The sequence below is a fragment of the Lentzea sp. NBRC 102530 genome (genome assembly GCF_030269365.1).
Taxonomy (GTDB): domain Bacteria; phylum Actinomycetota; class Actinomycetes; order Mycobacteriales; family Pseudonocardiaceae; genus Lentzea.
Genome location: NZ_BSTF01000013.1, coordinates 88,499 through 114,642, shown reverse-complemented (window position 1 = coordinate 114,642; position 26,144 = coordinate 88,499). Strand labels below are relative to the sequence as shown.

The following is a 26,144-nucleotide window of genomic DNA, read 5'->3' as shown; positions in this document are numbered from 1 at the left end:
ACCCACCACTGGCAGAAGGGCACCACTCATGGAGCGTGACGTCGACCTCCTCATCGTGGGAGCGGGTCCGACTGGGTTGTTCGCCGCTTATTACGCAGGCTTCCGGGAGATGGACGTCGCGGTCGTGGACGCCCTGCCCGAACCGGGCGGTCAGGTCACCGCGATGTATCCGGAGAAGATGATTTTCGACGTGGCCGGGTTCCCCGCCGTGCGAGGACGTGACCTCGTCAACGGCCTGGTGGAGCAGGCCGGTCAGTTCAAGCCCACCTACCTGCTCGGCCGGCAGGCGCGCACCTGTGAGTCCATTGAGGACGGTCTGCGGATCGGGCTCGCGGACGGGTCCTCGATCACCACGAAGGCCGTGCTGATCACGGCCGGGATGGGCGAGTTCAACCCGCGGCCGCTGCCCGCCGGCGACGGCTGGCTGGGGCGCGGCATGGTGCACTTCGTGCCGGTGCTCGCCGAGCACGCGGGGCAGCACGTGGTGATCGTGGGCGGTGGCGACTCCGCGTTCGACTGGGCGCTGGCGCTGCACCCGATCGCCGCGAGCGTCACGATCGTCCACCGCAGGGCCAACTTCCGCGCGCACGCCGCCACCGTGCGGCAGGTCCGCGAACTCGGTGTCGAGATCATCACCGACGCCGAGGTGCTCGCGTTGCGCGGCGAGCCGCTGTCCGAAGTGGACGTCAAGGTCAAGGGTGGCGACGCGCGGACGTTGCCCGCGCAGACCGTCGTGGCTGCCCTCGGGTTCACCGCCGACCTCGGCCCGATCGAGTCGTGGGGGCTCGAACTCGACCACCGCGCGGTGCTCGTCGACTCCACCATGAAGACCAGGCTCGACCGGGTCTACGCGGCGGGCGACGTGGCCCAGTACCCCGGCAAGGTCAAGCTCATCGCGACCGGCTTCGGGGAGGCGGCGACCGCGGTCAACAACATCGCGGTGGCGCTCAACCCGTCGGCGCACCTGTTCCCCGGGCACTCGAGCGACGGCACCTGACCCCGCGGCGCCGGGGACCGGATCGTGTTCGGCCAGGTGCTGGAAGGTGATCGACGTGCGGAAGCCGACGATCTCCTTGCGATGACTCAGGCGTGGCCGGGTTGCCGGCGGAACGCGGGACCGAGGTGGCAGCGGGGCGGGTGTTGCGTCAGCGGGAGGACAGCGGACCTGCGTAGCCTGACCGGGTAGCACAATTCCTGGGGGGGGGGCTTGTGATTCACGTGTACTGGGCCGACGTGGTGCCGGGCACGCCGTGGTGGGCCGGTCCCATCTCGCGTGCCCAGCGCACCGTGTACTGGCAGCCGTTGTCCGACCTCGTCGAACGCCGCGTCAACGCCGCCGTCGACACCTCGCGCTGGGGTTCGGACGTCCTCGTCGAACTGACCGTGCCCGACCTGATCGTGCCCGACATCGCGGTGCTGCCCGGCTTCGCGGTCGCGCAGCTCGCGTTGCCGGAGGCGCTCAACCGGTCGCGGGACGTCGAACTGGTCGTGGCGGCGCTGGAGGACGGCGTGCACGCGACCGTCGACCGCGTCGCGCGCCGCCTCGGCAGGCCGTACGAGCGCACCCGGACCGAGCCGGGCAACCTGGAGCACCCCCTGCGGCTCAGCACGCTCGCCGGGCGGTTCGGCGGGACTATCGCGCTCGTCGCCCCGCACGCGGGCCTGGACGCGCTGAACGCCGCCGAGGTGCCCTGGGAGGGGTACGAGGGCTGGCGGGTCGTGCGGGCGCACGACGAACCCGCCGGTCGGCCGATGTCCGATGTGGACTTCAGCGCGGTCGACGTGCCGGTGCTGCTGGACAACCTGTCCGCGGACCCGGCGACGGCACTGGTCGTGGCCGGGAAGGAACTCGAACGGCTCACGGGCTGGTTGCCGAACGGTATCGCCGCGCGCGTCTCGGTGATGGGACGCGATGATGGGTGCTGGTGGGCGGCGATCGGCTGAGGAGACGTGGAATGACCCGGTGGAAGCTGGTCGCGGTGCTGACCGCGGTGGCCGCGCTCGGGGGGTGCTCTCCCGCGCAGTCCTGGGCGGTGAAGCTCACGCCGACCGGACTGCCGCAGTTCGTCGACACCGGCTGTGACGCGCCGGCGGTGGCGGACCTGCGGGTCGAGCAGGGCGAGAAGGAGATCTGGCGGCTCGAGTTCGCGCAGCCGGTGAGGATCGGCGAGGTCACCGTCGGCCAGAAGCCGGAGGGCGCGCGGGAGAAGGTCGCCTGGCAGCCGCCGAAGGGCGATCAGCCGGTCCGGCTGTCGGTGCGGCAGGACGACGACACCTCGACCGTCGAGTTCACGCTGGACGCGCTGAAGGACGGCAAGGTCAAGTTCGACGGCGACTACCTCACCACCGACGAGTTCGCCGGGAAGCGCGAGAAGTGCTGACAGGCCCGGCCGCGGACGGACGGGCCTGACAACGGAAACCGTTACGGCAGCACCTGCACCTGCTCGCCGATCATGAGGTTGTCGTAGAACACCAGCGAGGCGTCCGACGGCATGCGGATGCAGCCGTGCGACTGGACCGCGGTGTCACCCTGGTGGAACGCGATACCGGTCGTGGTGAAGTACACCGCGTTCGGCATCGGGCCGTTGTAGGGGACACTCCAGTCGTTCTTCACCTTGCGCAGCACCGAGAACGTGCCCACCGGGGTCTCGTACCCCGGCTTGCCGTGGCTGATGGTCACCGGCCCGTAGCTCACGTTGCCGTTGAAGACCAGCCACGCCTGGTTCGTGTGCTTCTCCAGGCACGCTCCGTTGTAGACGGTGCATCCCGCCTGAGCCTGTGCGGGAACAGCAAAGCCGAGGATCAGGAGCACCGTCGCGATCAGAACTCGCATCTCTCATCACCCCTCAGTGGTGGAGTAGCCACTATGGGGTGACTTCAATCACCGGATTATGGAAGTACCTGGACGCGCTCGCCGGGGAGGAGGTTGTTGTAGAAGACCTCGGAGTCGTTCCAGGAGAGCCGGACGCAGCCGTGCGACTGGGAGTTGAGGTCGCCCTGGTGGAACGCGATGCCGTCGGTGGTGAAGTACACCGCGTTGGGCATCGGGCCGTTGTAGGGGACGCTCCAGTCGTTCTTCACCTTGCGCAGCACCGGGAAGTTGCCCACGGGCGTGCCGAAGCCGGGCTTGCCGTGGCTGATCCGGACCGGGCCGTAGCTCGTCACGCCGTTGGTGACGAGCCAGGCGAGGTTCGTGTGCTTCTGCACGCACGCTCCGTTGTGGACGGTGCAGCCGGAAGCCTGTGCGGGAGCGGTGAAGCTGAGCAGGAAGAGGGCCGCGACGGCCAGGACTCTCATGGCTGATGATCATGAGACCACCTGGACGGTCTCGCCAATCGAAAGGTTGGTGAAGTAGTACTGCGCCGCCTGCGGGTCGAGGTGGATGCAGCCGTGCGACGGCACGTCCAGCTCACCCTCGTGGAACGCGATGCCGCTCTCGGTGAAGTAGGTCGACCACGGCATCGGCGCGTTGTACGGCCGGCTCCACTCGTTCTTCACCTTGCGCAGCACCGGGAAGTTGCCGAGCGGCGTCTCGAAGCCCTTGCGGCCGTGCGTGATCGGCACCGGCCCGAAGACGATCTTGTCGCCGCGCACGACCCACGACTGGTTCGTCGACAGCTGGATGCAGGCGCCGTCGCTGATCGAGCACGGCGTGGGCTTCACGACGGGCGGCGGAGGCGGCGGGGTCTCCGAAGACGGTGCCGTGGAGGACGGCGCAGTGGAGGACGGTGGGGTCGAGGACGACAGCACCGAGGACGACGAAGGTGGGCCTGACGTGGGGGTTTCCGCCTGCACGGAACTCTGTGCGCACCCCGCGAGCGACATCAACGCAACCGCTGCGACCACCATCCGCACGGCCCACCCCCTGGTCGTTCCATCCCTTGCCGAAGTAGACGACCGGAGGATCACCCGGGTTGCACAGCGGAGGCCCGCCTCCCATAACGGTTGGGAGACGGGCCTCGGAGTGCGTTACCGGGCTACCGGACTCAGACGGTGCCGGCGTACTGGCTGATCCACGAGCGGAAGTACGGGACGTCCACGTAGATCGACGGAGCGGTCGCGCAGGTCGCGCCGCCACCGGAACGGCTGGTCGCGCCGATGAGCTCCCAGCGGCCACCCACGGACTTCACCTGCGGGCCACCCGAGTCGCCGTAGCAGGCGCCCTTGTTGCCACCGGTGTTGTTGGTGCAGATCTCCGACGCGGCGCTGATGCCGGCGCAACGGCTGTCCGTCACGATCGACGTGTTCAGCTCCTGCAGGGTGACGGGAGCGCCACCGCAGCCGCGGGTCGGGCAGGTCTGGCCCCAGCCGATGATGCGGGTGGCGGTGCCGACCGCGCCGGACGACGCCGACACGGCCGCGGGGGCCTGGCTGACCGAGGTGTTGAGCTGCACGAGCGCCAGGTCGGCGGACGGGTGCGTCACGATCCGGGACGCCCCGGTGGTGGTGCCGCCGCTGGTGCGGTTGGTCGTGCCGATCCGGGTGCGGATCGACGCGGCCGACGAGCCCTGGACGCAGTGCTTCGCCGTCACGACCCAGTTGGCCTTGATCAGCGTGCCGCCGCAGAAGTGGCTGCCGGAGGTGCTCTGCAGGGAGACCATCCAGGAGTAGACCTGCGAGGCGTTGGTGCCACCGACGATCATCGGCGAGACCTCGCCGTCGGCGGTGGGAGCCGGTGCCGCGGCCGCAGCGGTGACCGTGGCGAGCAGGGCGCCCGCGGCCACGACGATTGCGGAGAACAACGAACGTGCCCTCATCGTTGAGTTTCCTTTCCTGAACCCGGCGCAGGGTTGCCGGGGTCAGGAGGGAAGTTATGGACGAAGGTCACACTGTCACTAGGGTCACTCGTCTGGTTACCGAGCGTTCACAGTTCACAGTGAATGGGACGATTACGGCAAAGGTTGCTGAACGTCCTCGGGCAGGTCGAAGTCGACCGAGGCGTATTCGCGCAGCTTGTGGAGGCTGTGGAAGCCGTCGATCATGCGGACCGTGCCGGACTTCGAGCGCATGACGATCGACTGGGTCGTGCAGCCGCCCGCGCGGTAGTGCACGCCGCGCAGGAGGTCACCATCGGTCACACCGGTCGCGCAGAAGAAGACGTTGTCACCCGAAACGAGATCGTTCGTGGTGAGCACGCGGGACAGGTCGTGGCCCGCGCCGATCGCCTTCTCGCGCTCCTCGTCGTCCTTCGGCCACAGCCGGCCCTGAATGGCGCCACCGACGCACTTGAGCGCCGCCGCCGCGATGATGCCCTCGGGGGTACCGCCGATGCCCACGAGCATGTCCACACCCGACGTGGGGCGCGCGGCGGCGATCGCACCGGCCACGTCGCCGTCGGAGATGAAGTGGATGCGCGCACCGGCCTGGCGCACCTCCCGCACGATGCTCTCGTGCCGGGGCCGGTCGAGGATGCACACGTTCACGTCGGAGACGTCGCTGTGCTTGGCCTTCGCGACGCGCCGGATGTTCTCGGCGAGCGGCGCGGTGATGTCGATGACGTCGGCCGCCTCCGGGCCCACGGCGAGCTTCTCCATGTAGAACACGGCGGACGGGTCGAACATGGCGCCGCGCTCGGCGACCGCGAGCACCGCCAGCGCGTTCGGCATCCCCTTGGCCATCAACGTGGTGCCGTCGATCGGGTCGACCGCGACGTCGCACTCGGGGCCCTCGCCGTTGCCGACCTCCTCGCCGTTGAACAGCATGGGCGCCTCGTCCTTCTCGCCCTCGCCGATCACCACGACGCCTCTCATCGAGACGGTGTGGATGAGCTTGCGCATCGCGTCGACGGCCGCGCCGTCACCGCCGTTCTTGTCGCCGCGCCCCACCCACCGGCCCGCGGCCATCGCCGCAGCCTCGGTGACGCGCACGAGCTCCAATGCCAGGTTCCGGTCGGGGGCTTCGCGACGTCGTTCCGCGGGGGTGTTCACCATTGCGCGCCTCCATGCGACTACTCAGCGTGCCGGATTTTGTGATCGGCAACTGAATCCTTGCACGGGATCACGCGTCCGAAACGTCCTCCTCGACGACAGCCAGAGCTGCATCGATTCGCTCGCGCGCACCGGCGAGATGCTGCTCACACGTCTTGGCGAGCGCCTCGCCGCGTTCCCACAGCGAGAGGGAGTCCTCCAGCGACAGGCCACCGGCCTCGAGCTTGCGGACCACCTCGACCAGCTCGTCGCGGGCGGCTTCGTAACCGAGTGTTTCCGAACTCACGCGGATTGACTCCTCAGACGGCTCAGCACGGTCGCGACGGCCAGGTCGTAGCCGACCAGCGCCTCCGCGAACTCCTCGCCGTCACCCTCTCGCACCGCCTCGTCGATGAGCGCCTCGGCCTCCGCGACGCGCCGGTACTGCACCGTGCCGGCGGTGGCCTCGCTCAGGTCGTGCAACGTCAGGACCAGCGTGCGGCGGCTCGGGGTGTCGCAGTCGCCCACCATCGCCGTCCAGCACTCCGACGCGGCGCGGTTCGCCGCCTCCGCCAACGTCTGCAGACCGGTCCCGCAGGAACCCGCAGCCTCCAGGGTGAGGGGCAGGAACACGGCATCACGCATCATCGGTACCTCCCCCTTCCTCACTGGTGACGATCGCCCGCACTGCTCCGTCAACGACGCGCACCCGCAGCTGTGTTCCGCTCGGCGCGTCCGCCACCGAGCGCAACACGCCGTCAGGCCCGTCAGGTGTGACGAGTTGCACAACGGCGTATCCGCGGGCCAGCGTGGCGGCTGGTCCGAGGGTCGTCAAGCGGGCTTTGGTCCCCGACAGGTGGACGTCTTCCCGATCGAGTCGTTGCGTGATGGCCCTGCGACCCTGGTCGCGAAAACGCTTCACTTCTTCGGAACGGCGCTCCAGTGGGCCGTGAGGGTCCGAAAGTACTGGTCGGGACCTCAACGCGTCGAGCAGTTTGCGTTCTCGATCAACCCAGCCGTGCAGCGCGCGCCGGCCGCGATCGCGCATCTGGCGAACGCGTTCACTCTCCTCAGCGACATCCGGAACCACCCGTTTGCCAGCGTCGGTCGGCGTCGAACATCGCACGTCAGCGACGTGGTCGAGCAGCGGCGTGTCCGGTTCGTGGCCGATCGCGGACAGCACCGGCGTGCGGCACTGGGCGACCGCGCGGCACAGGGCCTCGTCGGAGAACGGCAGCAGGTCCTCCACGCTGCCGCCGCCGCGGGCGATGATGATCACGTCGCACTCGGGGTCGCGTTCCAAAGTGGACAGCGCGGTCATCACCTGGGTCACCGCGGTCGGGCCCTGCACGGCGACGTTGATGACGCGGAAGTGCGCGCCGGGCCATCGGTTCCGCGCGTTCGTGAGCACGTCGCGCTCGGCCGCGGACGCCCGTCCGGTGATGAGGCCGATCTTGCCCGGCAGGAACGGGGGACGGCGCTTGCGACGCGGGTCGAACAGGCCCTCGGCGTGCAGCAGCTTGCGCAGCCGTTCGATGCGCGCCAGCAGTTCGCCGATGCCGACCGCGCGGATCTCGTCCGCGCGCAACGACAGCGTGCCCCGGTTCGGGTAGAAGCTGATCTTGCCGTGCACGATGACGCGGCTGCCTTCGGTGAGCTGCAGCTCGCGCACCAGCGACGAGTTGGCGGTGATCGACATCGACATGTCGACGCTCGCGTCGCGCAGCGTCAGGAACGCCGTGGAGCTGCGCGCGTTGAGCTGCGTGACCTGGCCCTCGACCCAGACGTCGCCGAGCCGGTTGATCCAGTCGAGCAGCTTGCGGGCGACCGTCCGCACCGGCCAGGGGTTCTCCGGCGTGGATTTTGCTTCACTCACGATTGCGCTTTGACCGTCGCGATCCGCCGGTTGAGCATGCCCACGAACTCCGGCCGTGCCTCGTGCGCCTTCTCGTAGCTCAGGAGCTCCTCGAGCTGCGCCACGCCGAGGTTGCGCAGGCGGGCGCGCAGCTGCGCGATCGACAGCTCGTCGTAGGCCGGCAGGAAGCCGGGCACCTCGGCGACGATGGCCCGTTCCTCCTCCTCCCACGGGTCGTCCGCCAGGGCGTCGACCGGGGGAGTTTCCTGAGAAGTCGTGACGGGCGTCTCGTCCTCGTCGAAGGTCGCCCACTCCGGTTCTTCCTCGGCGGGCCTCAGTCCGGAGAGGACGTCGTCGCCCTTGATGGCGAGTTCGGTCACATGCTGCTGCACGCGCATGGACAGCTGCATCGCCTCGCTGACCACCGTCAACGGGAGTCCGGCGAGCTGCTGGGGCAGCCTGCGGGCCTGTTCGAGGGCGGTCACCGCGAGGCCGGCGGCGACGCGAACACCCAAAGGCAGTGGCTTCATGGTCCTAAGCCTGCCGCAACCGCGTCTGAAATGCCTAGGAACGCAACTGGGTACCCTGGAGCCATGCCCAAGCGAGTCCTGTTGGCGAAGCCGCGTGGTTACTGCGCGGGCGTTGATCGTGCCGTCGAGACGGTCGAGCTCGCCCTCGAGAAGTACGGCGCACCTGTCTACGTGCGCAAGGAGATCGTCCACAACAAGTACGTCGTGGAGACGTTGTCCGATCGCGGCGCCATCTTCGTCAACGAGACCGACGAGGTTCCTGAGGGTGCGCTCGTGGTGTTCTCAGCGCACGGCGTGTCGCCCGCGGTGCACGCGGAGGCCGAGCAGCGCTCGTTGCGCACGATCGACGCCACCTGCCCGCTGGTGACGAAGGTCCACAAAGAAGCGGTGCGCTTCGCCAAGGAGGACTACGACATCCTCCTGATCGGCCACGAGGGGCACGAGGAGGTCGAGGGCACCGCCGGTGAGGCGCCGGACCACGTCCAGCTCGTCGACACCGCCGAGGACGCCGCGAACGTCCAGGTGCGCGACCCCAACAAGGTCATCTGGCTGTCCCAGACCACGCTGTCGGTCGACGAGACGATGGTGCGCGTGCGGCAGCTCAAGGACCGCTTCCCCGAGCTGCAGGACCCGCCGTCCGACGACATCTGCTACGCCACCTCGAACCGCCAGACCGCGGTGAAGACGATGGCGCCGTCGTGCGACCTGGTGCTGGTCGTGGGCTCCAAGAACTCCTCCAACTCGGTCCGGCTGGTCGAGGTCGCGCTGCAGCACGGCGCCAAGGCCTCGTACCTGATCGACTACGCCAAGGAGGTCGACCTGGCGTGGCTCGAGGGCGTCGAGACCGTCGGCGTCACGTCGGGCGCGTCCGTGCCGGACCTGCTGGTGATGGAACTGCTGAAGTTCCTGGAGACGCACGGCTTCGGCGAGGTCGAGGAGATCACGACGGCGAACGAGCGCATCACGTTCTCGCTGCCGCGTGAGCTCCGCAAGGACCTCGTCCGCTAGTCCAAGGCCTTCTCGGCGTCGAGCGGCCAGACGGTCATCGCGTCCGCCCCCGCGGACACCACAGCGGTGCCGTCCGGCCGCCACGCCAGGTGCGTGATCGGCTGGCTGTGGCCGCGCAACGACGCCCACAGCGACCTGGTGCCGACATCCCAGACGATCACGTCGCTGTCCCTGGCGCCGCTCGCGAGGCGTTGTCCGTCAGGGCTGAACTCCAACGCCGTCACCGCTTGCGTGTGGCCGCGCAGTTCGCCGATCCGCTGCCACGTCGTGGCGTCCCACAGCACGATGAGGCCGTTGTCGTCCGCGCTCGCCAGCACCTTGCGGTCCGGTGACATCGCCAACGCGCGCACGCTTTTCTTGTGCGGGCTGGGCAACGCCGTCTCGTCGTACGTCGTCGTGTCGCGTGCGCTGATGCCGCCGTCCTCGCGGCCGATCAGGATCTCGTTGTCGTTCCTGCCGAACACGGCGGAAGTCCGCTGACCCCAGGACAGGCCGCCGATCAACGTCGGCCGCACCCGGTCGACGGGCCACAGGCCGTCCGGCACCTCACCGCCGACCGTGAGCACCGTCCGGCCGTTGAACTCGAGCGCCACCGGCAGCGCGCCCTCGCTGCGCACGCCGATCGCCCACTGGGGGCTGACCGGCTTGCCCGTCACCACGTCCCGCACCGCGAACGGCTCGCTGGTCGCGACGAACCGGCGGTCGGGGCTGAAGCGGGCCATCCAGTTCTGCGCCACCCCCGTCTCCAGCCTCTGCGTGACGCGCAAAGCGTTGTCCCGCCGTTCGATCACACCTTCGCTGTCGATCGTGAGCACCGTGCCGTCGGCATCCGTCGCGAGTGCGCGCACCGCTTTGTTCGTCGCCCGGGGGATCGCCGCGGCGGGCCAGAACCGCATCTTGTGCTGGGACAGGATCGCGAGCGACCCGTTCGGGGCGTAGGTCACGCTGTTCACGGGTTCGCCGACCGCGAGCGTGGCGAGGGTGGTGCTGCGCGCGACGTCCCACAGCCGCACCCGGCCGTCGTGGCCGGCGATGACCAGCGTCCGCTGGTCGGGGCTCAGCGTGATGGACGTGACGGGGCCGCCGGTGTGGCTCGGTGGTGTCGCGATGATCGCGCCCGTGGTGACGTCGCGGATCTGCACGAGACCCTCGTCGGTGGAGACCGCGGCCTGCTTGGCGCCGGGCAGCAGGACGACCCGGTGGACGAAACCGGACCCCAGCGCGAAGCCGCCGACGCGGTGCCGCGTGGTCATGTCCCACACGTCGACCGAGCCGCTGGACGCGACCGCGAGCATCTCGTCCCGCATCGAGAACGGGCCGGTGATCTGCCCGACGGGCAGTTCGTCGAGCTTCCGCTTCGTGGCGATGTCGTAGGTGGTGCCGCCGACGAGGAGCGACTTGTTGTTGTTCAGGAAGCGCACGCCCATAGGCCGTGAGGTCGTCACGAACAGCACGGGCTCGGCGTTCGGCGCCCGCAGGGAGATGCGGCCGAAGCCGTCGGAGATCGCCAGCGTGCCGTCGTCCGCGACGTCCCAGCCGAAGATGTAGGTCGCTTCGCTCTTCGGGATCGCCTTGATGCGCTTGAAGGTCGTGGCGTCGTGCACGTCGAAGCCGCTGTTGCCCGCGAGCACGATGGTGTCGCCGGTGAAGCCCATGCTCCACGCGCCGTTGTGCTCCAGCGCGCGACTCGTGTCGAGGGTGAGCTCGTCGCCCCTGGACTTGGCCGCGGCCACGCTGATCACCCGGCCGCGCGCCTCGGCGGTGGGGTAGGTCCGGTACGCCTCGGCCGCGGTCTGCGCGGCCCGTTCCGGATCGGTGGTCTGCAACGACTCGGACAGCTCCGCCAGTTGCTGCGACTTGCGCACGAGTTCAAGGCGGTCGACCTCACCGCGCTGCTGCACGGCCGCGACGGTGGTGGCCGTGGTGGCGAGCAACAGCGCGGACAGGCCTGCCGCCACCCAGCGCAGTCTCCTGGCCTTGCGGCGGTGCAGGGCCTGGGAGGTGCTCAGGAACTCGCGTTCGGTGCCGGTCAGCTCGGGCCGGGCGCGGGTGAGCCACTCGGTGGTCTCGGCGAGCCTGGTGGCGCGGTAGAGCGAGTCGGGGTCGCGGCCCAGTTCCTGCCACGTGCGGGCGGCGTCGGTGAGCCTGCGGTGCGTCCGGAGGCCTTCGCGGTCCTCGTCCAGCCAGGCGCGCAGGCGGGGCCAGGCGCGGAACAACGCCTCGTGGGTGATCGCGACGGTGTGTTCGTCGACGGTGATCAGCCTGGCGTCGGCGAGGGTGTCGAGGACCTCCTCCCCGACGACCTCCTGCCGTGCGATCGAACGCCGCGTCTCGTTGCCGCTCAGGCGGAGCAGGAGTTGCCGGGCGAGGCGTTGCTGCTCGTCGTCCAGGCTCGCGAACGCCGCCTCGGCGCTCTGGGCGAGCGCGCCCTGGATGCCGCCCGCCGCCTGGTACCCGGCGAGCGTGAGCGTGTTGCCGCGCCTGCGGTGCCACGTCTCGAGCAGCGCGTGCGACACGAGCGGCAGCACCCCGCTGCGTCCCGCCGCCTCGGCCACGAGCGTGGTGAGCAGGGCCGTCTCGACCGTGCAGCCGACCGTCGCCGCGGGCTGGGTGATCGCGCGGCGCAGTTCGTCGGGGGTCATGGTGCCGAGCAGCACCTGGGCGTCCGTCAGGGCCTCCGCGAGCCGCGGGTACCGCGCGCAGTGCGGGTAGAAGTCGGACCGGACGGCGATCACGCGGCGGCAGCCGGCGGTCAGCAGGGCGTCGAGGAACGCCTGCCGTTGCACCTCGTCCTCGCAGAGCGTGAACAGCTCCTCGAACTGGTCGACGACCAGCAGGTCCGGGCCCTGGTGGAGGGCGTCGGCGATGGCCGCGTCCGGGTCGGGGCCGGGCGTGCAGACCACGGCGTTCGTGAACTGCGCCGCCACGCCCGCTCGCAGCAGCGACGACTTGCCCTCGCCGGACGCACCGAACACGGCCAGGAACGGCTGCCGTTGCAGTCGGTCGACCAACGTGTGTGTGAGCGCTTCACGGCCGAAGAAGCGGTCGGCGTCGTCACGCGTGAACGGCGTCAGGCCGACGTACGGCGACGGCCCGTCGAGCGAGCGGCTCTGCGCCAGCGTGACGGCGAGGTCGTGCCAGCGCTGCTCCCACCCGGCCTCGTCGCCGTGGCACGCGCGGACGTACGCGAGCGTCACGTCGAGTCCCGGCAGCTTCCGGCCGCCCGCCGCGTCGGACAGCGTGCTCGCCGAGAAGTGCGCGCGCCGGGCCAGTTCCCGGTAGCTCGGCTTCCCCGCGTCGGTCCGCAACCGGCGCAGGTCCGCGGCGAACTGCAGCAGCGGACCGTCGCCCTCGTCCAGTGGACGTTCTCCCCTAGGCATCGCACTCATGTTCGCAGAATGCGTGCTGGTCAGGGCGTTGTTGTGCGGGATCCGTTGTACGGCGTTCGAGGGTCCGACGGCGAACAACCAGCCCAGCGCGGCGAGCGCCTTGTCGACGTCGAGCTGCCATACGAGGAGGGCCGCTGAGACCACCGCACGGCCGTTGGGCATCCACGCGACGTGCGTGACGCCCTCGGCGTGACCGCGCAAAGTCGCCTACGCCTGTGTGGTGTTCACGTCCCAGACGACGGTCTTGTCGTTGCCGCCGCTCGCGATCCGTGGCTTGCCTCGCCGGACGCTCACAACACGGCCAGGAAGTCGTGCGTCTCCAGGCGGTGCTTCAGGGCGTTGGTGAGTTTTCGCGGCCGAAGAAACGGTCCGCGTCCTCTCTCGTGAACTCGCTCAGGCCTGGGCACGGCGAAGGGCTGGTCTTCGAGAGGGTGCAGCTCTCGTCGACCTCGTGCCAGCGTTGCGTCCACGCCTGGTCGTCGCCGCCGCACGCGCGTACGTAGGGGAGCGTGACGTCCAGGCCGGGCAGTTCGCGGCCGCCGGTGGCATCGGACAGCGTCGGGACGGAGAAGTGCGCGCGTCTGGCGAGTTCGCGGTAGGTCGGGGTGCCCGCGTCGGCGCGGAGTCGGCGCAGATTCCTCGCGAACCGCGGCAACGGGCTGTCGCCCTCGTCCAGTGGACGTTCTCCCCCAGGCATCGCACTCATGCCGGCAGAGTGCTGCTGTGCTTCCCCGAAGTTGTTCCGACCTCGTTGTTCGCGGTTGGGGGAGTGGCCGCGAACAACGCTCTAGCGGTCGTCGCGGGGCGGGCGGGGCCTGCGCTGGCCCGCCGGACGCTCGCCGCGGGCACCGTCCGGGCGGGGACGGCGGGCGGGCGCGCCCTCGGGACGCGGGCGGCGCGGGCGGTCGTCGTCGGGACGCTCGGCGCGCTCCGGGCGGGGGCGGCGCGGGCGGTCCTCACGCGCGACGTCCTCGTCGGCGTCCTCACGCGGGCGGCGGACCGGCTTGGAACGTTCCCTGATCTCGGCCTTGGCCTCGCGGACCTCGTCCTTGGACGGCCGGTTCGGGTCCTTCTGCAGGAAGATCCGCAGGATGCCGAGGCCGACCGTGACGACGGTGGTGACGGCCATGACCGGGAAGCTGTCGATCAACGGCTTGCCCAGGCCGAGCGCCATGGCGGACAGGCCGCCCTTCTGGACGCCGCCGGTGAGCAGCACGAGCGTCGGCACGGTCGCGGCGAGGACCAGCGGCGGCTGCACCATCGGCCCGAAGAGGCTGCGGCGCTGCACCAGCACGATCGCGGCCAGCGCGCCCGCGAAGAACACGACGTTGAACGTCCAGCCGACGGTCTTGCTGGAGTTGATGTCGATGAAAGCGCCGATGAACGCCGGGACCAGGGCGGCCAGGATGGCCGCCCACCAGGGGATGCCCTTGAACTCGCCGAAGAGGGCCCGGTAGTTCCACGGCACCGCGTCGTAGTCTTCGACGTCGTCATCGAAGGCCGCTGAACGCTCGCGCAACTCACTCACGACGCACACGGTAGCCGTTCGGCCATTCGGTGTTCGTCAGTCCGTTCGTTTCTCACCCAGAAGCAACCTGCGGACACAGTGCGTGCGTTTTAAGCGGACTGTTCGTCAGCCCTTCGGACGAGAGGAAGGGGCGTGGGCGTGGCGGAGGCGTCCGTCAACGGCTCCACGCTCGCCCGGAAACCCTCCAACGCCTCCAGTTCGCGGCGGCGTGCGCTCAGGAACCGCTGCAGGTGCGTGGTGGAGAGGTTGACGGCCTCGATGGCGCTGTCGGCGGCCCGGTTCGCGCGCCCGGCGGACAGCCTGACCTGCTCGACGTCCTCGGCCAGCGCGCGTTCGGTCACCGCGAACATCGCGCTCGACGCGATCACCGCGAACCCCGTCGGGCCGCACAGGAAGACGCGCCGGTCGAGCAGCCAGCGCAGCAGTTCGGGATCGGTGTCGAGCGCCGCGACGACCGCGCCGTCGTTGGGGACGAACATGATCGTGCCGTAGATGGCGTCGGCCCAGCGCTGGTAGCCCTTGCCGGCCAGTTCGGCGGCCCGCGAACGGATGTTGCGCACGTGCACGCGGAGCGCGTCCTGGCGTTCCTGCGGATCGTCCGTCTCGACGGCCTCTGCCCAGGTGGCCATGGACATCTTCGAGTCGACCGGGACCGCGCGGCCGCCGCCGACGTTCAGCACCATGTCCGGCCGGACCGCGCCGCCACCCGCCACGTCCGTCTGCAGCGTGTAGTGGAGGTTTTCCCTCAGACCGAGTGCGCGCGCCGTTTCGACGAGGACCTGTTCGCCGAGTTCGCCGCGTCCGCTCACGCTGGAGAACGCCACTTCGTAGCGCTGGAGCGCTTGCTGCTGGGAGTCGTAGCGCGCGCGTTCAGTGCTGATGGCTGCCAACGCTTCGTCGGTGCGCCGGACGCTGTCCTGGTACAGGCGCCAGACGAACAGCAGCGCCCCGGCGCTGACGAGCGCCAGGACGATCAGGGCGGTGATGATCACTGCGGTCACGGCACCGATGATGCTCCCCCAGAGATGTTGAACTCGATCGGGTGACACGCCGGGAACCCTCCCGGAGATTTGTCAGACCCCGTCTCTACGGTTGGTCCCATGCGACTCCTGCACACCTCCGACTGGCACGTGGGGCGGACGTTCCACGGCCGTGACCTGCTCGTGGAGCAGGAGTCGGTGCTGAGCGGCCTCGCTGACCTGGTGTCTTCCGAGAAAGTCGACGTCGTGGTCATCTCCGGCGACCTGTACGACCGCGCGGTGCCCTCGGCGGACGCGGTGGCGTTGTGCGCGCGGGTGCTCATGCGGATCCGGGCCGCCGGAGCGCGGATCGTGATCACCCCGGGCAACCACGACTCGGCGGCGCGGATCGGGGTGTTCGGCGAGTTCGCCGCGGCGGGCGGGCTGCACCTGCGCACGCAGATCTCGTTGCTGGACAAGCCCGTCGAGTTGGCGGACGAGCACGGTCCGGTGGCGGTGTACGGGATCCCGTTCCTCGAACCGGAACCGGCGCGGCACGTGCTCGGGGTGGCGGACAAGGGGCACGCGCCCGTGCTCGGCGAGGCCATGCGGCGGATTCGCGCCGACCTGGCGTCGCGGGATGCCCGTTCGGTGGTGCTGGCGCACGCTTTCGTGACCGGAGGGGCGCCTTCGGAGTCCGAGCGGACCATCGCGGTGGGCGGTGTGCAGGACGTGTCGATGCAGGTGTTCGCGGGCGTCGACTACGTGGCCCTGGGGCACCTGCACGGGCCGCAGACCCTGGCGGAGAACCTGCGCTACTCGGGTTCGCCGCTGGCGTACTCGTTCTCCGAGGCGCGGCACCGCAAGTCGGTGTGGCTGGTGGAGCTCGACGCCGGTGGGCTGGTCGGCGTGGAACGGCGTGATCTGCCGGTGCCGCGGCAGCTGGCGGTGGTGTCGGGAACGCTGGCCGAGGTGCTGGAGGATCCGGCGCACACGCCGCTGGAGGACCACTTCCTGTCGGTGGTGCTGACGGACCAGGTGCGCCCGATGGACGCGTTGCGGCAGCTGCAGAAGCGCTTCGAGCACGCGGTGCACGTGGAGTGGCGGCCCGAGCAGGGCCTGCAGCACGACATGACCTACGCGGAACGGGTGCGCGGCCGTTCCGACGAGGAAGTGGCGTGCTGCTTCGTGTCGGACGCGCGCGGCTCCGAGCCGACGGCCGCAGAGCAGGCGTTGTTGCGCGAGGCGTTCGCGTCGGTGGCGAGGGAGCAGGAGCAATGAGACTGCACCGCCTGGAGCTGACGGCGTTCGGGCCCTACCCGAAGCCCGAGGTCGTCGACTTCGACGAACTGGGCGCGGACGGCCTGTTCCTGCTGCACGGCGACACGGGCGCGGGCAAGACGACGCTGCTCGACGCGGTGGCGTTCGCGCTGTTCGGCCGTGTCCCGGGTGCACGCGGTGACGTGAAGAAGCTGCGCTGCGAGTACGCCGACCCCGAGGTGCCGACGGAGGTGTCGCTCGAACTCACGGTGCAGTCGCGGCGGTTCCGGATCGTGCGCTCGCCGGAGTTCGACCGCCCGAAGAAGCGCGGCGGCGGCTTCACCACCCAGCCCGCCAAGTGCAGCCTGACGTGGCTCGAGGGCTGGGACGGCGAGGGCATCACCCGCATCGACGACGTGGCCCGCGCCGTCGAGGACATGCTCGGCATGTCGTACGAGCAGTTCTTCCAGGTGGTCCTGCTGCCGCAGGGCGAGTTCGCCCGCTTCCTCCGCTCGGACACCGCCGAACGCGAGGTGCTGCTGGAGAAGCTCTTCGGCACCGAGCGCTTCCTCGACGTCGAGAAGTGGTTCCGCGACAAGCGCGTGGCCGCCGGCCGAGTGCTGGAAGAACGCCGCAGGGGCGCCGACGAGCTGCTGCACCGCGTGGCCGAGGCGGCCGCCGCCGAACCGTCCGGCGAACCGGGCTGGCTGGAATCGGTGCTGGACCGCCTCTGTGCGGCCGTGAGCGAGGCACGCACGCTCTCGGAGGAGACGGCGGGCGTGGCCGACGGCGCCGACGCGCTGCTGGCCCAGGCGCGCGTGCACGCCGACCAGGTCCGCCGCGTGCGCGAAGCCCACGACCTGCTGGCGAGGGTCGAAGCCGCCGACTCGGCGTCGTGGTTCGCCGAACGCGACGCGGCCCGCCGAGCCGTCCCGGTGGTGCCGGCCCACGGCGAGATCGCGAAACTCCAGCAGTCCTACGAGTTCGCCGTCCGCGACGAGGCCCGTGTAGCCGAGTCGGTGCACCGACTCGGCTACACGGGCACGTCGTTGCGCGAGGACGCCGAGCGCTACCGGGAGGAGGCGGGCGGCCTGGGCGAGTTGGCCGCCGAGGCCGAACGCCAGCAGGCCGACGTCCGCCGCCTCTCCGTGCTGAAGAACTCCTCGCACCAGGTGGAACGCCGCCTGCTGGCCCTGAACGCCGACCTGGAGGTGCTGCCGGAACGCCTGGCCCAGTGCCGCCTGCAACTGGACCAGGCGGTGGAAGCCTCAGCGCGCCTGGAATCCCTGAAGGCCCGCTCCGACGCGGCGCTGGCGTTGCCCGAGGCCGTGAAAGCGTTGGAGCGCACCAAGAAAGAGCTCCACGAGGCCATCGACGTCCACCAGAAGGCGAAGGACGTCCTCCAGCAGGTCCGCCACCAACGCCTGGAGAACATGGCCATCGAACTGGCCGGCGCCCTGAAACGGGGCAAGCCCTGCGCGGTCTGCGGCTCCCCGTCCCACCCCCACCCGGCGCAGCCGATGCTGGGCGGCGTGGACGCCGACGACGAGGACTCGGCGTCTGCCGAGGAACAGTCGGCCCTGGACCGCCGCAACGAGGCCGAACGCTCCGCCCACGCCGCCGAACTCCGCATCCAGGCCTGCTGGGAAGCCCTGGGCTCGGACGAGCCCGCCGTCGCCATCGCCGAGTACCGCGGCGCGTCGGAGCTGGCCCGCACCCGCTCGCAGCGCCAGACCGAGTTCGTGGGCCTCGAAGCCAAGAGCCGCGAACTGGGCGCCGAGAAGGCCCAGGTGGAACAGGACCTGGTCGTCCTGCGCACCGAACACACGTCGCTGGTGACCGTGGTGGAGCAACGAGGCGCCCGCCTCGACAAGGCCCGCGGCGACCACGAGGACGTCCTGACCCGCCGCGACCACCTGCTGCGCGTCTCCAAGGCGCTGGTCGAACTCGCCGACCGCCGTGCCGCGCGCGACGCCGCTCTCGGCCGGGTGGAGGAGCAACAGGCCCTGGTGGCGGCGTTGGCCGCCGAGGCGGGTTTCCCGGACGTCGACGCTGCTCTGGCCGCTGCCCGCCCGGCGGTGAAGCTGCAGGCGCTGGACGAGCGGATCGCTGCTTGGGAACGCGCGCGTGCCTCGGCGCTGGCGACGCTGGAGGAGCTGGACGGGGTCGACCCGGCCTCGTCGGTGGACGTCGGCGAGGTGTCCGCCGCAGCCGCGGCGGCTCGTGCCGCGGCTTCCGCCGCGGCCACCGGCTTGGCGCAGGCTCAGGCCGCGTTCGAGCGGGTCGGGCAGTTGGCGGCCCGGTTGCGTGCGGAGTGGAAGTCGCTGGAGCCGCTGGAGGCCACCTACGCCGAGCTGGACGCGTTGACCGACGTGATCAACGGCCGCGGGCAGAACTCCAAGAAGATGACCTTGCGGTCGTACGTGCTGGCGGCTCGCCTCGAAGAGGTCGCCGTCGCCGCCTCTGCCCGGCTGCACCGGATGAGCCAGGGGCGGTACAGCTTCGTGCATTCCGACTCGGCCGGTGCCCGCGGTACCCGCGGTGGGCTGAACCTCGACGTGCTGGACGACTACTCGGGGCGGGCTCGGCCGGCCAAGACCCTGTCCGGCGGGGAGTCGTTCCTGGCTTCGCTGTCGCTGGCGCTCGGGCTGGCCGACGTGGTGGCCAACGAGACCGGCGGGGCCTTGCTGGACACGCTGTTCGTGGACGAGGGGTTCGGCACGTTGGACTCCGACACCTTGGACATCGTCATGAACACCTTGGACGAACTGCGCGCCGGCGGGCGGGTCGTCGGGCTCGTGTCCCACGTGGAGGAACTGCGGCAGCGGATTCCCACCCGGTTGAGGGTGCGCAAGGCGCGTTCCGGATCCACGCTGGAGGTCTCGCTCGGTTAGGCCCCGTCCCGCAAGTCTCGTCGGGCGAGAGCGGCGGCCGAGGTCCCTTCGGGACTCTCGTCCGTGTCTCCCACCTGACGAACTTGCAGGACAGGGCCTACCCTCGGCCGGTGCTGTCCCACGTGGAAATCACCGCGCGCGTCACGGTCACCGAGGCCGCCCACTTCGGGTGGTCGAACAAGGTGGAGTACTCGCACGACTGCTTCGTGTGCCGCCGGGCGGGCCGGACCGTCAGCCTGCGGCACGGTGCGGAGCACGGCGTGTGCCACTCGTCCCAGGCACCGCTGGAGTGGCAGACCGGGCAGGCCGGGCAGACCGGGATCCGGCCGGGTACCCACCCGGCGCCCATCCGCGTCACCGGCTTCGACTCGGCCGGTGACGGTGCCGACCGGACGTTGCGCTGCCGGTTGTCCTTCTGGTGGTCGCCGTTCACCGACGTCGAGCGTCCGGCGGCGCAGACCGGTGAGCTGGGGGCCGGTCCGTGGGTCCGGTTCTACTACCGCGTCGGCTGCCACACGTGCCGTGACGCGGGCGTGGCCGACTGGTACGGCGGTGAGCAGTCCGTGCAGACGAACCTCGTGTGGCCGATCACCAGGCCGTGCGCGCGGTGTGGCACGGACCTGGTGACCATCGGCGGGCCGCCGGAGATCAACCTCGTCGGTTAGTTCTCGTGGGCCAGCAGCCAGCGCTTGACGTCGAGGCCCCAGCGGAAGCCGCCCAGGTCGCCGCCCAGGCGGATCACCCGGTGGCAGGGGACGTAGAGGGCCGCCGAGTTGCGGGCGCAGGCCGAGGCCGCCGCCCGGATCGCGGCCGGGCGGCCGGAGAGTCGCGCGTACTCGGAGTAGGTGACCGGTTCGCCGGGGCGGACGGTGCGCAGGACGTCCCAGGCGTGCTGGAGGAACGGGCCCGACTTCTGGCGGACCGGGATGCCGTCGATCGCCGTGAGGTCGCCCTCGTGGTAGGCGATCGCCGCCTTGGTGACGTCGCCGAGGTCCGGGCGCTGGGTGATCTCCGACGGCATCAGGGTGGCGTGGATCTGGGGCGTCAGCAGGGCGAGGTCGGCGGTCCAGCCGCTGGCCAGGACCGCGCCGTCGGGGGCGACGATCGCGGTGAACGGGCCCGCTGGGGTGTCCACTGTGGACGCGTGGGCGACGGTCATGATGATGTTGCTGCCTTCCTCGTCAGGTGTGCTGCCGCGTACGAACGCCACGGGCGCCAGTTCTGGGACTCGGCGGCCAGGTGCCGTGCCGAGGCGGGGAGTGCCGGGACGTCCGGGGCGCCCAGGACCCGCATGGCCACCTCGTCGGCCACTTCGGCGCCTGCGACGGTGGTGAGTTCTTCGGTCAGGTCTTCGAGGGTCCTGCCCACGTCCACGGCGAGTTCGCCGGTGGTCAGGGCCTCGGTCAGGGGGTGGTCGGCCGCCGAGTAGAGGTGGGTGAGGGTGCCGTCCGGGATCCGGAGCGGGACGCCGGCGAACGGCGCCACGAGGCGCAGGAGGGTTTCGGCGCCGTCGACGCTGCCCGGCACGCGGATGCCCGGGGTGGCCCTGACCAGCGGGCCGATGGTCGGGTCAGCGCCCAGGAACGTGTCCACGGCGACCGGGTCGGCGTCGAGGTCGAGCAGGCGGCGGACGCGGGCCACCGCCGCGCCCAGGTCCCTCATGTCGGCGAGGCGCAGGGAGCACAGGACGTGGTCCGCGGGGAACGTCAGGCGGACCGTCGCCTCGCCGTGGGGCAGGGCCAGCGTTCGCGCGTAGGAGTCGGCGGTGACCTCCTCGACGCCGGGGAGCGCGTGGGCGCGGAAGTGCAGCAGGAGGCCCTCGGCGTCGAACGGCGAGCGGTACGGCAGGCGCAGGACGATGCGGCCCGGCGTGCCGATCGGCGCCTTGCCCCGGCCCCGCATGTCGGACGGGGTGGAGGCGAAGACCATGCGGATCGTGTCGTTGAACTGGCGCACCGAGGCGAAGCCCGCGGCGAACGCGATGTCGGCGAACGGGAGTTCCGTCGTCTCGATCAGCAGGCGGGCCGCGTGGGCCCGGTGCGCGCGGGCCAGGGCGAGCGGGCCCGCGCCCAGTTCGGCGGTGAGGACGCGGGTCAGGTGGCGTTCGGAGTAGCCGAGCCTGGACGCCAGGCCCGTCACGCCGTCGCGTTCCACGACGCCGTCGCTGATCAGGCGCATCGCCCTGCCCGCGAGGTCGGCGCGGAGGTTCCACTCCGGTGAGCCGGGGACGGCGTCGGGCAGGCAGCGGCGGCAGGCGCGGAAGCCCGCGGACTGGGCGGCGGCCGCCGTCAGGAAGAAACGGCTGTTGCGGCGCTTCGGGGTCACCGCGGGGCACGACGGACGGCAGTAGATGCCGGTCGTGCGGACCGCGTGGATGAAGCACCCGTCGAAACGGGCGTCACGTGCGGAGCACACCCGGTACGCGTGTTCTTCGTCGATGACCATGCCGACGATCCTGCCAGCGAGAACGGGCGTTGGCTCGCGGGAATCGGACACGACCGTCGGCTGCCGTAGACTCGCTCCCCGTGAGTTTGACCCTCGGTATCGTCGGCCTGCCCAACGTTGGCAAGTCCACCCTCTTCAACGCGCTCACGCGCAACGACGTGCTCGCCGCGAACTACCCGTTCGCGACCATCGAGCCGAACGTGGGCGTCGTGCCGCTGCCGGACGCGCGCCTCACCAAGCTCGCCGAGATCTTCGGCTCCGAGCGCGAGGTGCCCGCCGTCGTGTCGTTCGTCGACATCGCGGGCATCGTCAAGGGCGCCTCGGAGGGCGAAGGCCTCGGCAACAAGTTCCTCGCGAACATCCGCGAAGCGAACGCGATCTGCCAGGTCATCCGCGTCTTCGACGACCCGGACGTCGTGCACGTCGACGGCCGCGTCGACCCGTCGAGCGACATCGAGACGATCAACACCGAGCTGATCCTCGCCGACCTGCAGACCCTCGAGAAGGCCATCCCGCGCATCGAGAAGGAGGCGCGGATGCAGAAGGACCGCCGCGCCGCCCTCGAGAACGCCAAGAAGGCCAAGGACGTCCTCGACTCGGGCCGCACCCTCTTCTCGGCGCAGTCCGAAGTGGACGGTGAACTGCTCCGCGAGCTCAGCCTGCTCACCACCAAGCCGTTCCTCTACGTCTTCAACGCCGACGAGGGCGTCCTGAGCGACGAGGCCCGCGTGAAGGAACTGCGCGAGCTCGTGGCCCCGGCCGACGCGGTCTTCCTCGACGCCAAGGTCGAGTCGGAGCTGCTCGAACTCGACGAGGAGTCGGCGCTCGAACTGCTCGAGTCGATCGGCCAGGCCGAGCCGGGCCTGCACGCCCTGGCCCGCGCGGGCTTCCACACCCTCGGCCTGCAGACCTACCTGACGGCGGGTCCGAAGGAGGCGCGGGCGTGGACGATCCCGCAGGGCGCCACCGCCCCGCAGGCCGCCGGCGTGATCCACACGGACTTCGAGAAGGGCTTCATCAAGGCCGAGGTCGTGTCGTTCGACGACCTGGTGGCCTCGGGCTCGAAGGCCGACGCGAAGGCGGCGGGCAAGGTCCGCATGGAGGGCAAGGACTACGTCATGTCCGATGGCGACGTGGTGGAGTTCCGCTTCAACGTCTGAGCCGCGGGTGCCGGACCGGGAACGGGCCGGCACCTGACGCCGGCCGATCCCCGCCACCACCCCGGTTCCGCGCGGCGCCCCTAGACTTCTGCACCGTGAGGGCTGAGTACCGGGTGCTGGGGCCGTTGGAAGTCGTTCTCGACGGGACGCCCGTGGCGGTGCCCGCGGGGCGGGGACGAGTTCTGCTCGCCACACTTCTGTTGCGCGCCAACCGGTTCGTGTCGGTGGACGAACTGGTCGAGCGGATCTGGGACGGGGAGCCACCGGATCTGGACCGGGCGCACAAGACGTTGCAGATGGTCGTGACCAGGCTGCGGCAGGCGCTGGGCGAGGCGAACTGCGTGCACACCGAACGGGGTGGGTACCTCGTCCGGATCGAGCCGGAGCAGCTCGACCTCGCGAGGTTCCGCCGGCTCGTCGAACGCGAGGAGTTCGCGGCCGCGCTCGCACTCTGGCGGGGACCGGTGCTCGCCGACGTGACCTCCGAGTCGTTGCACCGCGACGAGGTGCCGTTGCTGGTGGAGGAACGGCTCGCGGCGGTCGAGAAGCGGATCGAGGCCGATCTGGCCGCCGGTCGGTCGGTCGAACTGGTGCCGGAGCTGCAGGAGCTCACGCGCGAGCACCCGTTGCGCGACCGGTTCTGGCACCAGCTCATGCTGGCGTTGTACCGGTCCGGGCGCCAGGCGGGGGCGTTGGCCGCCTACCGGCAGGTCAGCGAGATGCTCGCGGACGAACTGGGGATCGACCCGACGCCCGAGCTGAGCGCGCTGCACGACCAGATCCTGCGCGGCGAGGTCGCGGCGCCCCAGGAGAAGCGGGTCACGCCCCGGCAGTTGCCGCCGGACCTCGCCACGTTCGCGGGGCGGGAGCGGGACGTCGAACGGCTCGCCGCCAGCGAGGCACGGGTCGTCGTCATCTCCGGGACCGGAGGTGTCGGCAAGACCTCGCTCGCCGTCCACTGGGCGCACCGGATCGCGCGGCGGTTCGAGGACGGGCAGATCTTCGTCAACCTGCGCGGCCAGGACCAGGTGCGTGCGATGGCGCCGCAGGAAGCGCTGATGCTCGTGCTGAAGGGGCTCGGCGTCGACAACGCCTCGGGCAGCCTCGACGAGCAGGTCGCGCTGTACCGGTCGCTCGTGGCGGACCGGAAGTTGTTGCTGTTGCTGGACAACGCGGCCAGTGCCGAGCAGGTGCGGCCGTTGCTGCCCGCGTCGGCCGGGGCGCTGACGATCGTCACGAGCAGGGGCGACCTGCGCGGGCTCACGCTCAACGACGCCGACCTCGTGCGGCTGCCGACGCTCACCGACGAGGGCGGCATGCGGTTGCTCGAACGCGTCCTCGGCGTGCAGAAGGTGCACGCGGAGAAGGAGGCGGCGGCCGCGCTCGTGCGGTTGTGCGGAGGGTTGCCGCTGGCGTTGCGCATCGCGGCGGCGGACCTGCGCGCCCAGGAGGACATGACCATCACGCGCAAGGTCGCGCGGCTCGGCGCGGACCGGCTCGGTGAGCTGGCGGTGCCCGGCGATCCGGCGGCCGCGGTCGGCATCGTGTTCGACGAGAGCTACGCCGCGTTGCCCGAGCCGGCACAACGCGTGCTGCGCCGGCTCGGTGTGCTGCCCGGCGCCGACTTCACCGCGCACGACGCCGCCGTGATCGCCGGCCTGCCCGACGCGCGCGAGCAGCTCGACCTGCTCGTCGCCGTGCACCTCGTGGAAGGCCACGGCGACCGCTTCGCCCTGCACGACCTGCTGCGCGTGTACGCCCACGCGAAGTGCGCCCGGGACGAGGCCGGGGAGGCCCTCACCAGGCTGTACGACTTCTACCGCCGCATGACCGACGACGCAGGCGAGCTGTTGTTCCCCGACCAGCGCCGGTTCCCGCTCCGGACCACCACGACCCAGTTGCCCGGCGTCGTGTTGAAGACGTCCGAAGAGGCCTACGCGTGGATGGCCGCCGAGTACCAGAACCTGTTCTCGACGGTGGTGCTGGCGGCCGAGCGCGGCGAGCACTGGCCCGCCAACCAGATCGGCGCCGTGCTCAGCGCGTACTGCTACGAGCTCAGCGACCTGACGAACTGGCAGCCGCTGTGCGAGGTCCGGGACCGTTCCGCCCAGGCCTCCGGCGAGGACGAGCTGATCGCCGACGCGAACCTGTCCCACGCGATCTTCCACATGTACCAGGGCAATCTCGACCGGGTCCGGGAACTCACGGACGTGGCGCTCGAACTGAGCATCCGGACCGGCGGGCTGAAAGCGCAGGCGACCGCGCACAAGCTCCTGGGCGGGCTGTCCCGCATGACCGGCGGGGACGGGCTCCACCACCAGCGACAGGCCCTGGAGATCCACGAGCGGATGGGCGATCGGGAAGGTCAGGCGGTCGCCCTGCTCAACATCGCTTCCGCGCTGTTCCAGCGGCCCGATCTCCCCGGTACGGAGCAGGCGTTGCTCAGGGCCCTGGAACTCGCCGGTTCAGCCGCGGTGAAGGTGCACGTGCGCGCGTCGCTGACCGGTGTCCTGGCCGAGCTGGGCAGGTTGCCCGAGGCCATCGCCAACCACGAGGACCACCGGGCGTTGCAGGCCGAGCTGGGGAACCCCCAGCCGATCACGATCGGCACCATCGCCGTGGCGAGGGCGAAGCTGCACCTCGAGCTGGCCGACGAGGCGTTCGACATCATGCTCGACGTGCTCGAAGGGTTGCGGGCGCGGTCCAGCTTCGAGGAGCAGAGCGATGCCTGGGAGCTGATGGCCGACCTGTTGAACCACGCCGGCGACCACGAGGACGCGCTGGCCGTAGCGCGCATCCTGCTCGAAGCCGCCTCCCAGGTCGACGTGCTCCAGAACACGGCCGAGGCCAACTTCGTGGCCGCGCGGGCTCACCGCAACCTCGGCGATCTCGAACGGGCGGCGCATCACCTGGACCAGATGCGCGCGGGTTCGGGCACCGGAGCCGGGTTGTGCCTGGGTGACGAAGCGCAGGAGCGCGCGTTGCTGCACCTCGCCCGGGGTGAGGTCGAGGAGGCGCTTCGGCACGCGGAGGACGCCGTCGCCCAGCACCGGCACTACCACCAGCGCCTCAACGAGGCGCGGTCGCTCGACGCGCTGGCCGTCGTGCGCCGCGCCGCGGGGGACGTGGCCGGTGCCGGGGAAGCGCAGGCGCAGGCTGTCGCCCTTCGTCGCGCGTGCGGTGTGCCCGAACGCACCTAGACTCGCCGTC

General features: G+C 70.5%; 24 protein-coding genes. 9 read left to right on the top strand and 15 right to left on the bottom strand.

Going from position 1 to position 26,144, the window contains the following annotated elements:
* Positions 1-28: 28 nt before the first annotated feature.
* The 3 genes from QSK25_RS31150 to QSK25_RS31140 all read left to right on the top strand — a co-directional run bounded on the left by QSK25_RS31150 (position 29) and on the right by QSK25_RS31140 (position 2,381).
* Positions 29-997 carry an NAD(P)/FAD-dependent oxidoreductase gene (locus QSK25_RS31150; RefSeq protein WP_285643523.1) on the top strand — a complete coding sequence of 323 codons (969 nt, stop codon included), beginning with the start codon at positions 29-31 and terminating at the stop codon, positions 995-997.
* A 212-nt stretch (positions 998-1,209) separates the two neighbouring features.
* Positions 1,210-1,944: a hypothetical protein gene (locus QSK25_RS31145; RefSeq protein ID WP_285643522.1), complete on the top strand. Its 735-nt coding sequence runs from the start codon at positions 1,210-1,212 to the stop codon at positions 1,942-1,944.
* 11 nt (positions 1,945-1,955) lie between these two features.
* On the top strand, positions 1,956-2,381 hold the full coding sequence (locus QSK25_RS31140) for a hypothetical protein (protein WP_285643521.1): 426 nt from the start codon (positions 1,956-1,958) through the stop codon (positions 2,379-2,381).
* 41 nt (positions 2,382-2,422) lie between these two features.
* On the opposite strand, the gene QSK25_RS31135 is transcribed toward QSK25_RS31140, so the two are convergent.
* From QSK25_RS31135 to QSK25_RS31095, 9 genes are all read right to left on the bottom strand, one after another.
* On the bottom strand, positions 2,423-2,833 hold the full coding sequence (locus QSK25_RS31135) for a L,D-transpeptidase (protein WP_285643520.1): 411 nt from the start codon (positions 2,831-2,833) through the stop codon (positions 2,423-2,425).
* Between the two features lie 56 nt (positions 2,834-2,889).
* Positions 2,890-3,297, bottom strand: coding sequence for a L,D-transpeptidase (locus tag QSK25_RS31130; protein WP_285643519.1), 408 nt, complete (start codon positions 3,295-3,297; stop codon positions 2,890-2,892).
* Between the two features lie 9 nt (positions 3,298-3,306).
* Positions 3,307-3,663, bottom strand: a complete 357-nt coding sequence (locus tag QSK25_RS31125; RefSeq protein ID WP_285643518.1) for a L,D-transpeptidase — start codon at positions 3,661-3,663, stop codon at positions 3,307-3,309.
* A 323-nt stretch (positions 3,664-3,986) separates the two neighbouring features.
* Entirely contained in the window at positions 3,987-4,757 is a 771-nt protein-coding gene (locus QSK25_RS31120) for a S1 family peptidase (protein WP_285643517.1), read from the bottom strand.
* 132 nt (positions 4,758-4,889) lie between these two features.
* On the bottom strand, positions 4,890-5,930 hold the full coding sequence (gene glpX / locus QSK25_RS31115; RefSeq protein ID WP_285643516.1) for a class II fructose-bisphosphatase: 1,041 nt from the start codon (positions 5,928-5,930) through the stop codon (positions 4,890-4,892).
* Between the two features lie 67 nt (positions 5,931-5,997).
* Positions 5,998-6,213 (bottom strand): exodeoxyribonuclease VII small subunit, encoded by a 216-nt coding sequence (locus QSK25_RS31110; RefSeq protein WP_285643515.1) that lies wholly within the window; start codon positions 6,211-6,213, stop codon positions 5,998-6,000.
* A complete protein-coding gene (locus QSK25_RS31105; RefSeq protein ID WP_285643514.1) occupies positions 6,210-6,554 on the bottom strand; it encodes a sugar ABC transporter substrate-binding protein in 345 nt (114 codons plus the stop codon). The genes QSK25_RS31110 and QSK25_RS31105 overlap by 4 nt, the downstream gene beginning before the upstream one ends.
* Positions 6,544-7,782 (bottom strand): exodeoxyribonuclease VII large subunit, encoded by a 1,239-nt coding sequence (gene xseA, locus QSK25_RS31100; protein ID WP_502881909.1) that lies wholly within the window; start codon positions 7,780-7,782, stop codon positions 6,544-6,546. The genes QSK25_RS31105 and xseA overlap by 11 nt, the downstream gene beginning before the upstream one ends.
* Positions 7,779-8,291: a lipid droplet-associated protein gene (locus tag QSK25_RS31095; protein WP_285643513.1), complete on the bottom strand. Its 513-nt coding sequence runs from the start codon at positions 8,289-8,291 to the stop codon at positions 7,779-7,781. Before QSK25_RS31095 ends, xseA begins: the two co-directional genes overlap by 4 nt.
* A gap of 30 nt (positions 8,292-8,321) precedes the next feature.
* Here QSK25_RS31095 and QSK25_RS31090 point away from each other — a divergent pair, with 30 nt between their 5' ends.
* Complete coding sequence (locus tag QSK25_RS31090) at positions 8,322-9,299, top strand: 4-hydroxy-3-methylbut-2-enyl diphosphate reductase (protein WP_502881908.1); 978 nt, start codon at positions 8,322-8,324, stop codon at positions 9,297-9,299.
* Here QSK25_RS31090 and QSK25_RS31085 read toward each other — a convergent pair.
* The 4 genes from QSK25_RS31085 to QSK25_RS31070 all read right to left on the bottom strand — a co-directional run bounded on the left by QSK25_RS31085 (position 9,296) and on the right by QSK25_RS31070 (position 15,217).
* Positions 9,296-12,889 (bottom strand): nSTAND1 domain-containing NTPase, encoded by a 3,594-nt coding sequence (locus tag QSK25_RS31085; RefSeq protein WP_285643510.1) that lies wholly within the window; start codon positions 12,887-12,889, stop codon positions 9,296-9,298. The genes QSK25_RS31090 and QSK25_RS31085 overlap by 4 nt on opposite strands.
* Positions 12,890-13,019: 130 nt before the next feature.
* Entirely contained in the window at positions 13,020-13,394 is a 375-nt protein-coding gene (locus QSK25_RS31080; protein WP_285643508.1) for a helix-turn-helix domain-containing protein, read from the bottom strand.
* A gap of 81 nt (positions 13,395-13,475) precedes the next feature.
* Positions 13,476-14,216, bottom strand: a complete 741-nt coding sequence (locus QSK25_RS31075; RefSeq protein ID WP_285643507.1) for a DUF6542 domain-containing protein — start codon at positions 14,214-14,216, stop codon at positions 13,476-13,478.
* Positions 14,217-14,305: 89 nt separating this feature from the next.
* Complete coding sequence (locus QSK25_RS31070) at positions 14,306-15,217, bottom strand: DNA recombination protein RmuC (protein ID WP_285643506.1); 912 nt, start codon at positions 15,215-15,217, stop codon at positions 14,306-14,308.
* A gap of 99 nt (positions 15,218-15,316) precedes the next feature.
* Between QSK25_RS31070 and QSK25_RS31065 the strand changes: the two genes are divergently transcribed.
* From QSK25_RS31065 to QSK25_RS31055, 3 genes are all read left to right on the top strand, one after another.
* Positions 15,317-16,456: an exonuclease SbcCD subunit D gene (locus tag QSK25_RS31065; protein WP_285643505.1), complete on the top strand. Its 1,140-nt coding sequence runs from the start codon at positions 15,317-15,319 to the stop codon at positions 16,454-16,456.
* Positions 16,453-19,329 carry an AAA family ATPase gene (locus tag QSK25_RS31060; protein ID WP_285643503.1) on the top strand — a complete coding sequence of 959 codons (2,877 nt, stop codon included), beginning with the start codon at positions 16,453-16,455 and terminating at the stop codon, positions 19,327-19,329. Before QSK25_RS31065 ends, QSK25_RS31060 begins: the two co-directional genes overlap by 4 nt.
* A 110-nt stretch (positions 19,330-19,439) precedes the next feature.
* Positions 19,440-19,994, top strand: a complete 555-nt coding sequence (locus QSK25_RS31055; RefSeq protein ID WP_285643501.1) for a hypothetical protein — start codon at positions 19,440-19,442, stop codon at positions 19,992-19,994.
* Here the strand turns inward: QSK25_RS31055 and QSK25_RS31050 are convergent.
* Both QSK25_RS31050 and QSK25_RS31045 read right to left on the bottom strand, forming a co-directional pair.
* A complete protein-coding gene (locus tag QSK25_RS31050) occupies positions 19,991-20,488 on the bottom strand; it encodes a methylated-DNA--[protein]-cysteine S-methyltransferase (RefSeq protein ID WP_285643498.1) in 498 nt (165 codons plus the stop codon). The genes QSK25_RS31055 and QSK25_RS31050 overlap by 4 nt on opposite strands.
* Positions 20,485-21,774: a bifunctional transcriptional activator/DNA repair enzyme AdaA gene (locus QSK25_RS31045; RefSeq protein WP_285643497.1), complete on the bottom strand. Its 1,290-nt coding sequence runs from the start codon at positions 21,772-21,774 to the stop codon at positions 20,485-20,487. Before QSK25_RS31045 ends, QSK25_RS31050 begins: the two co-directional genes overlap by 4 nt.
* 80 nt (positions 21,775-21,854) lie before the next feature.
* Here QSK25_RS31045 and ychF point away from each other — a divergent pair, with 80 nt between their 5' ends.
* Both ychF and QSK25_RS31035 read left to right on the top strand, forming a co-directional pair.
* Positions 21,855-22,934, top strand: coding sequence for a redox-regulated ATPase YchF (gene ychF / locus QSK25_RS31040; RefSeq protein WP_285643494.1), 1,080 nt, complete (start codon positions 21,855-21,857; stop codon positions 22,932-22,934).
* Positions 22,935-23,029: 95 nt separating this feature from the next.
* Positions 23,030-26,134, top strand: a complete 3,105-nt coding sequence (locus QSK25_RS31035) for an AfsR/SARP family transcriptional regulator (RefSeq protein ID WP_285643493.1) — start codon at positions 23,030-23,032, stop codon at positions 26,132-26,134.
* Positions 26,135-26,144 lie beyond the last annotated feature (10 nt).